The following is a 13,276-nucleotide window of genomic DNA, read 5'->3' as shown; positions in this document are numbered from 1 at the left end:
CATTAATGAGCCAATTTGAAAAAATTGCGAGCCATTTAAAGATGGATCAAGGAGCCAGCTGGCTTCTTGTTCGTGTAAATAAACAGGAATCCCAAAATGCTCACGAATCTCATCAAGTGCACCAATATGATCAAAATGAGCATGTGTAAGTAATATGGCGGTTGGCTGGTATTTTTTTTCATTCAAAAAGCTAATAAGCTTTTCAGCTTCTCCGCCTGGATCAACAATTAAACAAGACTGATTCTCCATTGCTAAAACATAACAATTGGTCTGTAATGCTCCTAAAGGAATACAATGCCATTTCATTTACTCTACCTCCAACTAGTCCTTATGTTTCCTTCATTTTACACTACATCAATCAAGATGTTAATGAGAAGCATGCGACGTATAGACACTCCCTGCTAATAACATTTGCACCAAACCTTTAAATCTTTGGTCAAAGTGATATTATTCATTGCCTGAAAGACATATAAGTGTCATTTTTAGATCTCGACAAATTCTCGAAAAACTTATAAAATAATAATGAATGCATAATGATAGTAAGGTAAATACTTCTTAAAAATGCAGTCAGCTACTGGCCATTTGTAAACGTTTAATTTGCGCTTCCTATCCTGTATATGAAGAAAGCATTCATTTTACGTTTAGCCATGGGCAAAAGAAGTACATAGTAAACTGTACAAGGCTTTTCGCCTGCTGCAAATCCATAAAGGAGGCTAACTCATGGGACTTGTCATTATCTTTGCTTTAACAGCACTGCTGGCACTGTTTGGTACAATTAGTGCGCTAAAAAACAAGAATTTACTTGGAATTGTCTTTGGCGGAGGAACTTTAGCTGTTTTTGGCTGGTTCGCGGTCATGACATTAATCAACAGCGGTTACCCAGCTGTACACTAAGTCAGGTATAAAGAAGAGGATTGCCGCGATGGCAATCCTCTTCTTTTTAGTCTCACAATAAAGATTGAACTCGTTTCACCTTATCTTCCATCTTTCTTTGAACATCACGGCGGTCATCAATGCGAATATTGGTAGCGACCCGTTTAATATCCTGATGAAAAGGTGCTTCGTGGATTTTTTGAATAACTTCAAATAACACAGGCAGTTCACCTTCAATGATTGTATTCATCGGGGTCAGCTGAAAACGAATGACACCCGCTTCCTCATAGGATGTTAGGATTTTCTGAACCTCTGCCACATACATACTTACACTAGGCGTTTTTGTTCCGATTGGAATGACTGTTACATCAACTATTGCCATATTTAATACATTCCCTTCTTATAAAACTTCTTCTTTTACTAAAGAAACAATCTCGCCTTTTTCCAATAGTATCAGCTTCTCAAAGTAATACCCATAAAGACAAGCGTTCCCATCTGGTGAACAACTGAGCGGCTCATTTTCTGCATTTTCCAGCAGAATTTCCCTTTCTCCACTGCTCAAATTTGTGTTAATTAGCTGAAATCCATTCTGATATAAATCTGCTTCTGAGCTATGTAAAGGCTGGAAAGAGAGAAAAGATTGATTCTTAACGAAATCAGAATAAGGTATTAGCCAATCTGAATAATTTGTCAGCTGCGGAACAGAGAAGGAAGATAAAACCTCAAACTGATCAGTCATAAAGGTGTAAACAGCTTTATCCATTTTATCATTTTCAGCAGTAATCGTCATAATCCCTTTTTCAAACCCTTTAACCTGAAAAATTTGATCAAGTATGACTTCATTTTGTTCACTGTCAATGGCTTGCTTAACAAGCGGCGCAAACAAAGCAGGATTTTCTGAACTCCAGTCAAGATATACAACCTCACCGCTATTTAACCACTCCACAAACGGTTCTTTTAAAGTCAGCTCATTTAAACTTTTTTCTTCAATATTCATTAGGTATGAAGAAAATGTCCAGTCTTCAGAAAAAGCAGATATAAGAATCAGGTTTGGATTATACGGATTCCAAGTGTAAGTAAGCTCAGCAGCTGTCAAAGATTGTGAATCCATTACTTTTCCTTGACGATCCGTGACCGTGAGGAGTCCTTCATATGTAGAGACGGATGTATGTATAAAAAGATGTTCCTTATCAGGACTTATTAAGACATCCACAATTGGCAGTTCCGATGTGTATATTAATGATTTCTCACCTGTATAAAGGTTATTTATATAAATATCAGAACTTGCACCTTTTGAAACAGTATATAAAACCGTTTCCTCTGATAACCATCCATGAATTCCGGAAAATTGCCCGCTTTCCACCTCAATAGGAACGATTTCTTCCTTAGGCTCAATTATAGCTTCTGGAGGATTCGCCTCCTTGCCATCCGCCTCGATTTCACTGTCATCGTCCTTTTGACAGCCTGACAAGAGAAGAAGAGAAAATGCCAAAACCAGAAAAAAACCCACATGTAAATAGGCAGGTTTAACATGCATATTCGACTTTTGCTTCTGACAATTACTCATCTTCTTCCCCTCCTTTCATTCACTATTAATTTGTACGTCCATATGTAAAAAACGTTTCAATTATTTCAATATTTTTAAAGATAATCTACTATGCCCGGTTTCCCTGCGCTGCTAATTTATACCTTCCTGAAGTATAAAAGAAAACAACAAAAAGCCGAGACCGGCTTTTTGTACTTTTTGCAAGAAAAATTTTATGTGCATAGAACGATGTCCCATTGCTTTGTTGAGTTCGAGCAATATAGACTTCAAGCTATTATACTTTTCTTCCGCCCCAAAAAACAAGCGTTTGTTACATATAGAGAGAGGCTAGGAAAATGCCGAGCACTTCTTCGTATATTTCATCAAACTGCGATAATGGCAATGGATTAATTCCTTGACCTAATTCAATGGTAAAGGCAGGCATACGGAATTCTTGAATGAACCAATCCTTATAGCCTGCAAAACTGTCAATATATTGTACAGATGCATAGCCGCTGACACGTTCAAATTCAGCTGCAATCGTTTGAGATTCTGGCGGCTCCAATCCTTCATATCCCCAATAAAATTCTTCTCCTTGTGTATGAAAGGCAAGCATTCTGTCAAATTGATTTTCTCTTGCATAATTTGCCATTGCAACTGCTTCTGGCTCTGTTAATGGTGCATCACCAGGAAAATCTCTTGGTGCTGGTGCTTTTTCTTCTTTCCGTTCCTTTTCTACATCCCACTTGGCTGGATATTGATTATTTAAATCCACGCCTCTTATATTGGCTTTCCAGCCTGAAAAGTCAGAGCTGCCATTGTTAATCCTTAGAACTTCCTCCCTCATCTGAGGTGGAGGACCATTTAAAACAAGATTAACTCCATCAGGATTAACCATTGGAACAATTGATAAGCTGACATTTTGGTAATAAGGCAGAACGTTTAAACCTCGAATCGGACGCATATTCGTTAGAGCAAGCAAGTAATTATTAACCAATGCCATTAAGATTGGCGTCGTAATCCATTCATTTGCATGAAATGACGCATTGATCTGCACTTTCTTTGGTCCCGTGCCAATTTTAATTTCTTGTATTGGTTTCCCTAGAACACTTTCTCCAATGTCGTTAATTTGAATAAATGGAAAGACTTCTTTTAAAGAAGAAAGATCCGTTTGCAGAGATTCAAATGTATAATTCATACGCCTGTTTAGCGACGGTGTAATCACTCTTTTAGGCAAATCGACTGTTGATCCGATTGGCAGCTGATTAGGATTGATGTCTTGATTAACTAACATCAGTGCATCTGCAGAAAGATGCCGGCCTGCACTTAATTTCCAAAAAGTATCCCCTCTTTTTATTGTATATCGATCAATCGTAAAACCGGGGATTTGCACCTCCTGCCCAATTTGCAGAGCGGATGGGTTTATATTTGGATTAGAATCAATAATTAAATTTAATGGAACCATAAACAGCTGACTATAGTACCATAATGAGTCACCTGAACGAACAGTAATTTCCATACTATTCACTCCTCCTTTCCATCATTTATACTGTATGAGGTAAGGAGGAGGATAATGACAACGTTTAATTGCTAAACACAGAATAAAAGGAGAAAACGTTTGGATTTATCGTAAAGAAAGCTGACCAGATACTATCATTAATATTCATGAAAATCTGTATAAAATCTAAGCAAATCACCATTAATAATGGCATCTGAATATCCAAGCTCCTTTTCGGCTTGCTCAATAAATGCGCCACATTCATTTTTTCCAATTTGTTTTTCTGTACTCCGATCATAACAAGTATTGCGAGTATAGACGTAATCTTCAGAAATAAAACTTCCATCCCTCAGCACCGTAAACTGCGAATGATTTTCCGAAAAGAGATCCTCACCAAATTGGAAGGCATTTCTTGTCTCAATTCCAAGTAAATTTAGCAGTGTAGGCTTCACATCAATTTGGCCGGCCACCGTTGAAATGGTTTCTCCTTTTTGTCCTGGGATATGAATAACAAATGGAACCCGCTGCAGGTCCATGCTGACGAGCGGAGTCACTTCCTGACCTAAAAACTCACCCATCGTGTGATTATGATTCTCTGATATTCCATAGTGATCACCATAGAGAACAATGATTGACTCTTCATATAATCCCTCTTTTTTCAGGTTATGAACAAACTGCTTAATCGCTTCATCTGTGTAACGGACTGTTTGGAAGTAATTATCGACGATACTGTCTCCAGAGGCATATGGTTCCATCAGTTGATCATTTTCTTTTAATTCAAACGGAAAATGATTTGTAAGGGTAATAAACTTTGCCAAAAATGGTGAAGGCAAATCTTTAATATGTTCAATTGATTGTTCAAAGAATTCAATATCCTTTAAGCCCCATCCTACTGAGTTATCCTGATTCACCTCATAATACGGCAATGAATAAAAACGGTCGTAACCTAGGCTATTGTACATAATATCACGGTTCCAAAAGCTTTTATTATTTGCATGGAAGGTTGCAGTTGTATATCCATTTTCCCTCAGGATTCCAGGCATAGCATCATATTGATTCCCTGAGTGTGTGAAAAAAACAGCACCTCTGCCTAGAGGATACAATGCAGTGTCAACAATAAATTCGGCATCAGACGATTTCCCCTGTGCTGTCTGGTGATAAAATTGATCAAAATAATAGCTTTCTTTTATAAAGTCATTTAAAAATGGTGTGATTTCTTCTCCATTAATTGTTTGATCAACTACGAAGCTTTGCACAGATTCCATGGCAATCAAATACACATTTTTGTCTTTCGCTGCTCCGAATAATTGATCATTGGGAGGAGTATAGCTTTCTTGAATATATTGATTAATATCAGCGAGTTCGCTTCCATCTGCCATTGCCCGCTGAGCGGATGATTTTGTCTGCAAAAACAAGTCATAAACATGGTAATTGTATGTACCAATATTTTTCACCAGTACTTCACGATCAAAGGTGCGTGTCAGAAGATTAGACCATTGTGATTCCGCCAAACCAATGTTTAAGAAAGCCACCGCTGCAGCTGTAATAAAAAAAGCAGTCCTGCTTATTTTTGTATATTGTTTGTCTACAGCAAATGCCGGTTTCAATAGGATCACAAGAAAAATAATGAATACATCCGCAAAATAAAGCAGGTCACTGAAATGGAGCAATTCACTTACACTGCTGCCAAGATCACTCATATTGCTTGTCTGAAATAAGACGGGAATGGTTATATAATCATTATAAAATCGGTAAAAGACAACGTTTGCATAAAGGACAAATGAGATAACAATGGTGGTTGTTCCTATATATATATTTCTTTTTTTCTCTTTTAAGAATAATCCAACACCTAAAATAATCAATAAAAAGCTTAAAGGATTCATAAACAAAATGAGCTCTTGCTTCCAGTTGTCGATTGGGATATCAAAACTTGTTTTGTAAACAATATAAGTTTTAATCCATAATAATAGGATTGCAATCGCAGTAATAGAAATTTTGGGCATCGTGATTTTTTTCACGCCATTTAGACCTCCTTGCTTAAGAATTAGAATTGAGTAAGATCAATCTTTAATACACGCTGCTTTCATTTAAGTAGGTTTGTTAGTGGCTTTTAAAGTGGAGCTTTATGTATATGTAATTGTATTATGAAGTGCTCTTTAAATAGACGTTTGAAACCTCAAAAAGTTTCGAATTTAACATATTTTAGAAAAATAAAAATGAAATGACTTATACATTTCAGGTTAAAACAAAAGCCTGTTTAAGCAATTTTTTACATAACTGTTCGAAGATTTCCCTACAGAATACTCGCTTTCCGGCGAGGCGGGGGCTCGGCTTCACAGTGGCATGAGCATGAAACTCGCACACTTTCGTACCATTCAATAGGCATAGTACTAAAATGTCCCCTTTTAAAAAGATTATCAAACCATTAACCTTTATAAAGAAATTAACTTCATTCTGGGATACAAAATAAGCACCTTTAATAAAAAGTAAATAGTTCAGTTTTTGTGGAGAAACAGCGGAAATAGCATATCAATTCTAAGACCAAATCACAGATTTGCATTTATCCAATTATTAGATTGAAACTCTTTCCCATTTGGATAAATTTGGTTTATAATATAAGAGAACATAAGTTCTTATGCAAAAGGGAGAATAGTTTATGTGGAAAAGAATAGAATGTGTTGCAATTTATACAGAGGAAATTGAAAAGTCGGTAAAATTTTATCAATCTTTAGGTTTAACTAAATCTTGGGAAACCTTTCAAGATGAAGAAAAACAATGGAGACTAATTGGGATGAAATTTCCTAATGGTAATTCAGAGTTAGTATTAAAGAATAACCCTAATTTGAACTTTTCTGAAACTGAGATTGTTGTTGAAGACGTTCGTGAAACTTACGAAGCATTAAAATCTATCCCTAAAGTTCAGTGGATTCGTACTCCATTTCAAAACTCTTTAGGAGGTTATGTAGCTGTAATGCAGGCACCAGACGGAAATGTATTTGTTTTAGTAGGTAAATGAGTATGAAATTTAAAGAAATTATAACGAGTTCTTTTGTATTAGTCGGTTATAGTGCGGCAGGAGAATGGAGTGGTAAGATCGTTTATCCAATTCCAGATTATGGATGGTGTTTTTTTTTGACAAGGAGGTTTATAAAATTAAAAAGGAATGCCCGAAATTAAAATAGTGAAAACTATTATGTTCGGTAAAGAAGGAACAGATGAATATGAAATGGAAATTTGGATACCAATTGAATAGAAGTAAGTTCTTCAATAAAGAAGGTATTAATTGAAGAACAAAAATTATTCACAATATAAGAGGCTGGGACATAAGGATTTAACCCAACCACAGAACCGAATGATTAGGAAGTTCATCTTTCTAATCATTCGGTTTTTTATTTGTTTAACATTAATATTTAATCTAAACATGAGTTAAATGGAGCGGAGGACCCTCGACTCCTGTGGGCAGTAGAGGAAAAGGTGAGACCCCGCAGGAGCTTTAGCGACGAGGAGGCTCAGCTTCCTCCCCACGGAAAGCGAGGGTCTGAAGCGCAATGGAACGGGCTTGTGGAAATACGCAAACCTTGTAAAATGAATATTCGTGTTTTACAAATAATATTTTCGTTTGTCCCAGCCACTTTTATATTGCTAAATTAATTGTTAATTCTAATGCTATTTTAATTGCTTTTTGTTATTGAAAAAGAGATGTGAATTTCGATTTACTCCATGTTAACTGAACTACTTAAATAATAAGGGGCTTTCTTTAATATTCTATTATTTATTTTTTGCCAGCCAGGCCGCTCCGATGACACCAGCATCGTTTCCTAGAATCGCTAAATCAATTGTACTTGTATTTCTTACTCCTGGAAAAGCGTATGTTTGAAAATGTTCTATAACAGGCTTTAATAAAATATCCCCTGCTTTAGAAACGCCTCCTCCTAATACTATTTTTTCAGGATTTAGGGTATTTGCAATATTCGCTAGAACAAAACCAAGGTGAAAAGCAGTCTCTTTTAACACTTCCAATGACAGTTGATCCCCATTACGTGCGGTATCGAACACATCTTTAGCTGTAACAGCACCTGTTTTCTGATAAAGCGCAACCAGTTCACTATCCCCTGAATCCGCTTCTTTCATTTTTTCCATTGCCTGTCTGACGATGCCTGTTGCAGATGCAATCGTTTCAAGACAGCCCGTTTTGCCGCAATTGCACGGAGCCCCACCATGCGGAATCACTGTAATATGGCCAATTTCTCCTCCAGAACCAGCAACTCCTTGCACGATGTCTCCGTTGGCAATAACACCGCCTCCAACACCTGTTCCGAGCGTAACGCAAACAAGGTCCTTGCCGCCATTTCCAGCCCCCTTCCACATTTCCCCTAATGCCGCACAGTTGGCATCATTATCGACAACAACAGGAAGACCTGTTTCAACCTCAAGCAAGTCCTTAACCGGATAATTATCACGCCATCCTAAGTTTACAGAATGGTATACAATTCCTGCATCTAGATCGACTGGTCCTGGTGCTCCCATCCCAATTCCCTTGATCTGACTTTTTTCAATATTGTATTCTTCTAATTTTTCATCAATCGTTTTAGCTATATTTACAGTAATATGTTTTCCTTCTTGACTGTTATCGGTAGGAATTTCCCACTTATGCTGAATTTCTCCATATGTATTTAGCAGTGCCAGCTTTGTAGAGGTGCCTCCTAAATCTACTCCAATTAACCATTTCTCCATAAACTTACTCACCCTTCTGAAGCTTCTCTTTTAATAGCTGCGCTTCATGCCTTAACAGCAGAATCGCACTTTGATATTGCTGTGGTTCTATTAGCAAGGAATCGTATAACTCTTGTATCTCTGCTTCCATTAATTCTAAATCAGCAATACGATCGCCTATATAAATAAAGATGCCAAATTTTTTCAGCAGCTGCTGAATATCGTATATCGTATTCATACTTGCTCCTTACTGAAAAGTGTAAACTGTTCAATCCTCAAATAAAACCTCTACAAAACAGGAAGCAGCCATATGTTAACTTTCACCTGCTAGAAGGATTAGAAAACCGATTGATACAAAATAAAAGATAGACACTTTTCAATGAAAATAATATTTAAAAGGGAGCTGTCCTATCTCACTGCCCAACCTAAAGTATAATCGAAAGATCCTGTCCTCTCAAGAGCTAGCCCATGTAAAAAAGAGAATAAACGGCCAGACACTTGCGCACCTAATCAAGCTGGATCAAGGATGTGTAAGAAATCTAACAATTTTAAGAACATATACCTAATTAGCTTAACAATCATTTTCAATTCCTTAAAACCCTTAAACAGGGAGAACTAAATTGGAACATACAAGCAATAAACACTGTATCCCCGCTAAGAGGAAGGGTATTCGGAAAGTCTGTGCGGTCTCATTTTATATTTCCCACCTCCTCTTCACTTTTATATTTATAAATAGGGGGCCAATATAATAGAAAACCCGAACAAAATACAGATGAAAAATCTGCTATTTGTTCGGGTTTTCTATTCGTTGAAGCTTTTGTCCAACTACTCACAAGCTTCGATTCATCGATCAGGATCCTTGGGATGGATGGATCGCGGTCTCCTATTTTTCAGAGGAATTGGCGAACGGATCAGGACATCCCGGAAGGCACGAAAATTAAAGGGAATAAACGGCCAAAAATAAGGAACGCCAAATGACTTCATTCTTGTCAGCATAATAATCAGCAAGACCACCGCTATCATCAGGCCATACTCGTGAAATAAGCTTGTCATCAGCAGCAGAGCTATTCGAATCAGCCGGTTCGCAAGACTCATCTCATAGCTTGGTGTTGCAAACGTTCCAATCGCTGCAATTGCCAGGTATAAGACAACCTCATTAATTAAAAGCCCTACATCTACAGCAACAGAACCAATCATTAAAGCGGCCACTAAACCAAGCGCTGTTGCCAAAGAGGATGGCGTATGAATTGCTGCCATTCTCAGCATATCAAGTCCGACCTCTATGATGAGAAACTGCAGGAGAAGCGGCAGCTGTCCGGTATCATTCGGACCGATAAAAGAAAGTGTGTCAGGTAAAAGCTCGGGTTTTACAGCAAATAAGTACCATAATGGAAGCAGAAAAAGGGATGCGAATACAGCCAGAAATCGAACTGCTCGCAAATAAGCACCAACCAATGGCTTATTGCGATATTCTTCAGCATGCTGCAGATGATGCCAATATGTTGTCGGTGTAATGATAACACTTGGTGAACCGTCTACAATGATGCAGACATGCCCTTCATATAAATGGGTAGCAGCTGTATCAGGTCTCTCTGTATAACGAACAAGCGGATACGGATTCCAATGTCGTCCTGAGATAAATTCTTCAATCGTTTTTTCTGCCATTGGCAGGCCGTCTGTATCAATTTTTGATATCGCATCCTTCACTTCTTTCACGATAGAGGGATCTGCTATATCCTCAATGTAACTAACCACAATATCCGTTTTCGACCTTCTGCCGACCTGCATGTATTCCATCCGCAGGGTTTTATCACGAATTCTTCTTCTTGTTAAAGCAGTGTTAAACACAAGTGTTTCAACAAATCCATCCCTAGAACCACGGACAACCCGTTCTGTATCCGGCTCCTGCGGTCCTCTAACAGGATACGTACGAGCATCGATTAAGATAATTTCAGGAACACCATCCACCACAAGTGCGGTAGGTCCGGCAAGGACGGAACTTACTGCTGTATCCAATTCGTTTGTCGTTTCAACCTCAACATAAGGAATATATGTTTTAACTAGCTTGGATAATGTATTGCCTTCAAGCTGCTCTGCATCAAGGCCTGAGAGCATCTTCATCAAGTAATGGAGTATATCATCCTTAACGAATCCATCAACTAAATAGAGCGCCATTTCTCTCTCTGCATATTCCACATCAAGCTGAATGATATCAAAGCTCTTTTCTACACCTAAAGCTTCTCTTAAATATGCCGTATTCTCTTTAAGTCTGGCAGATACTTGTTTTTTACTTTTTTCTTCCAAAATCTCCACCTCGATATGATTTTCCAGCATTTTCAATGCATATACCTATCAGCATAGACATACAGAAAAAAAATCATACCATAAACTGGTATGATTAATAAGAAATGCGGCAGCGGCTTGCTCAGCCCCGACAAGCATAAGGCGAGCTGGCTAGGTGGTTGTTCTTTAACCTCCTGGACAGCTTGACTTATGACCTCGAGGGGCTAGACGCTGAAGCTGGACAATAAGAAATGCGCAGCGGCTTGCTCAGCCTCCTAAAATGATCTCATAAGCCGAACATTTCTCTGTGCTACTCAGAAGTGTAAAATGCGGTGAATTTAAAAGCATATGATCAGTTGCCCGCTTCATATTCTCTAATTTGCTCTAATAGATTTGTATATAATTCTTCATCACTTTTCAGTTCAATTGCCTTATTCACAAGATCCTTTGCTTCAGTGACCTTATTTTCGTTTAAATAAATCAGCGCTAAATTATAATATGCCTCATGAAACTGGTCATCCTGGTCGATAACAGACTGAAAGTGCTCTTTTGCTTGTGCTATTTTTCCTGACTGAATTTCCGCATACGCCAGCTGGAACAATATATTGGCTGAAGCATCATCAGACTGTGCAGGACCTTCTAAAAGTTCTATGACCTTTTCATATTCTTCTGCTTGTATATATTCACCTGCAGCAATCAGCAATGATTGTTCATCCACCACTCTGGAATGGTCGCTAAATCCGTACCATAGAAACGAACCTATAAGTAACACTGCAGAGATAAAGGCAAGCAGCTGATAACGCGGCTTCTTCTTTTTAGGAAGATGAACTATAGCTGCGGCAAGAAAACCTCCAATGATTCCGCCAATATGACCTGCGTTATCAATACCTGGCAGAACAAAGCCTAATACAAGATTAATGCCTAAAACGACAATAATATTCATTCCAATCGTTCTAAAAAATAGCTCTTTATAGATACAGCCAAAATAAAGCAATGCTCCAAAACAGCCAAAAATGGCTCCACTCGCACCTGCAGAAAGACTGTCGCTAAATGTAAAACTGGCTAAAGTTCCTGAAAAACCAGCAAAAATATAAATGAGGAGAAAGCGCACATTTCCAAAAATCCTCTCAACTGCAGCTCCTAAATAAAATAATGCCAGCGTGTTCATAAGCAAATGAACAACGCCTATATGAAGGACCATCGGAGTAAAAAAGCGCCACCATTCTCCTTCAAGAATTAATGGGTTAAACTTTGCACCGTATTGAATCAGCGTAGAAGTATTTGTACTTCCGCCTCTCCATTCAAGTAAGAGAAACATAAGTACTTGAATCACAATAAACGCATAAGTAAAAACAGGTTTTGCAGCCCGAAAAACGGCCTGTTCTTCCTTTTCCTTTTTCACTGCTCCCATTAGCGTTTTTTGCTTGAGATCCTCTATTTCTTCTGGCTCTATATGTACATCCGCAGGAATATGAAATGGAGCAGAGAAGAGCCGATTGAGCTTCGCTGTTTCTATTTCATAAAGTGCAGGTGCCATAATCATCGACGTCACTTCTGTTTTACTGCGTTCTGGAAGCTGAAAAGGAGACTCCAACCGATATTCATAATCATCAACAGGAGGATATGAGGATACATAAATATTCAAAATCCCTAATTGTTTCTTCGCCAGCCGCTGTCTGATTCTCTCGCCATTTGCAGCTGTATTTTCAATATCTCTCTCCATCCAGCTGCTCCAGTCCAAATCATATCGAAGCAATCTGATTACCTGGAGCTGTTTGTTTTCCATCTTTTCAAGCCATAATTCTTTCTCACCTTCTCCTAATTGGACAATACGAAAATCAAGATCAGAAATAAAATGCAATGCTAATCTCCAAAACATATATTCTTCTTGCATACGTTCTCCACCACTCTATGTTAACTTGGGTAAAAAAAGGTTCATCAATAGATAAGCCTATTTTCTGACACCTGTCTGCTACTAATCACTCTGCGCTAAGCCGGCTTCAGAATAAGTACTAATTAACTTATCCTTTAACTATAGAAAAGAATGTTCCCTATTGTAAAGTAATATCATCCTCTTACAGACAGAAGCCTGTTAGTAATATCATGAAAAATATTGGATAAAAATGCTGTCTTTCATTCAAACTAATAAAAAAACAGGAGGTTGGATCATGGGAAGAATTGTTTCTATCTTTGTAATTGGGCTAGGCGGATACTTATTTTTTCAAAATCGCTATCGTTTATTAAATGTTGTATTAAGCAATGTGTGGCTTCGCAGGTTTGTTGTCGGCTCTTTCATGGATATGCCAGGAATGCGTGACCGTATGATGAAATCAGTTTTTCGTTAGAAAAAAAATGATATAAGAAAAAGGCCATAACGGCCTTTT

The 13,276-nt window shown here is 37.9% G+C and carries 12 protein-coding genes; 3 read left to right on the top strand and 9 right to left on the bottom strand.

Annotation, left to right across the window (positions count from 1 at the left end):
* Positions 1-306 (bottom strand): MBL fold metallo-hydrolase (locus tag B7E07_RS07520; RefSeq protein WP_139785710.1); only part of this gene is annotated, 306 nt, incomplete at its 3' end.
* A gap of 414 nt (positions 307-720) precedes the next feature.
* Between B7E07_RS07520 and B7E07_RS07515 the strand changes: the two genes are divergently transcribed.
* Positions 721-894 carry a DUF2759 domain-containing protein gene (locus B7E07_RS07515; protein ID WP_066443657.1) on the top strand — a complete coding sequence of 58 codons (174 nt, stop codon included), beginning with the start codon at positions 721-723 and terminating at the stop codon, positions 892-894.
* Positions 895-946: 52 nt separating this feature from the next.
* Here B7E07_RS07515 and B7E07_RS07510 read toward each other — a convergent pair whose 3' ends face one another.
* From B7E07_RS07510 to B7E07_RS07495, 4 genes are all read right to left on the bottom strand, one after another.
* The gene (locus B7E07_RS07510) at positions 947-1,255 is read right to left on the bottom strand and encodes an MTH1187 family thiamine-binding protein (RefSeq protein WP_080845119.1); all 309 of its coding nucleotides are present in this window, start codon (positions 1,253-1,255) and stop codon (positions 947-949) included.
* A gap of 18 nt (positions 1,256-1,273) precedes the next feature.
* Positions 1,274-2,440: a YqgU-like beta propeller domain-containing protein gene (locus tag B7E07_RS07505; RefSeq protein WP_080845117.1), complete on the bottom strand. Its 1,167-nt coding sequence runs from the start codon at positions 2,438-2,440 to the stop codon at positions 1,274-1,276.
* A gap of 289 nt (positions 2,441-2,729) precedes the next feature.
* Positions 2,730-3,917, bottom strand: coding sequence for a M14 family metallopeptidase (locus tag B7E07_RS07500; protein ID WP_080845115.1), 1,188 nt, complete (start codon positions 3,915-3,917; stop codon positions 2,730-2,732).
* Between the two features lie 137 nt (positions 3,918-4,054).
* On the bottom strand, positions 4,055-5,899 hold the full coding sequence (locus tag B7E07_RS07495; protein WP_080849135.1) for an LTA synthase family protein: 1,845 nt from the start codon (positions 5,897-5,899) through the stop codon (positions 4,055-4,057).
* A 653-nt stretch (positions 5,900-6,552) separates the two neighbouring features.
* On the opposite strand from B7E07_RS07495, the gene B7E07_RS07490 reads away from it, so the two are divergent.
* Positions 6,553-6,912: a VOC family protein gene (locus B7E07_RS07490; RefSeq protein WP_080845114.1), complete on the top strand. Its 360-nt coding sequence runs from the start codon at positions 6,553-6,555 to the stop codon at positions 6,910-6,912.
* Positions 6,913-7,664: 752 nt separating this feature from the next.
* On the opposite strand, the gene B7E07_RS07485 is transcribed toward B7E07_RS07490, so the two are convergent.
* The 4 genes from B7E07_RS07485 to B7E07_RS07470 form a co-directional block, all read right to left on the bottom strand.
* Positions 7,665-8,630: an ROK family glucokinase gene (locus B7E07_RS07485; RefSeq protein ID WP_080845112.1), complete on the bottom strand. Its 966-nt coding sequence runs from the start codon at positions 8,628-8,630 to the stop codon at positions 7,665-7,667.
* A 4-nt stretch (positions 8,631-8,634) separates the two neighbouring features.
* Entirely contained in the window at positions 8,635-8,847 is a 213-nt protein-coding gene (locus tag B7E07_RS07480) for a YqgQ family protein (RefSeq protein WP_080845110.1), read from the bottom strand.
* A gap of 605 nt (positions 8,848-9,452) precedes the next feature.
* Positions 9,453-10,943: a spore germination protein gene (locus tag B7E07_RS07475; protein WP_176215287.1), complete on the bottom strand. Its 1,491-nt coding sequence runs from the start codon at positions 10,941-10,943 to the stop codon at positions 9,453-9,455.
* Between the two features lie 301 nt (positions 10,944-11,244).
* The gene (locus B7E07_RS07470; RefSeq protein ID WP_080845101.1) at positions 11,245-12,786 is read right to left on the bottom strand and encodes a rhomboid family protein; all 1,542 of its coding nucleotides are present in this window, start codon (positions 12,784-12,786) and stop codon (positions 11,245-11,247) included.
* A 274-nt stretch (positions 12,787-13,060) separates the two neighbouring features.
* On the opposite strand from B7E07_RS07470, the gene B7E07_RS23555 reads away from it, so the two are divergent.
* A complete protein-coding gene (locus B7E07_RS23555; RefSeq protein ID WP_176215128.1) occupies positions 13,061-13,237 on the top strand; it encodes a hypothetical protein in 177 nt (58 codons plus the stop codon).
* Positions 13,238-13,276: the final 39 nt, after the last annotated feature.

The sequence above is a fragment of the Cytobacillus gottheilii genome (assembly GCF_900166665.1).
In the GTDB taxonomy this organism is placed as follows: domain Bacteria; phylum Bacillota; class Bacilli; order Bacillales; family Cytobacillaceae; genus Cytobacillus; species Cytobacillus gottheilii_A.
Note: the sequence above shows the minus strand (reverse complement) of the source record. Positions and strands in the feature narration are given on the sequence as shown.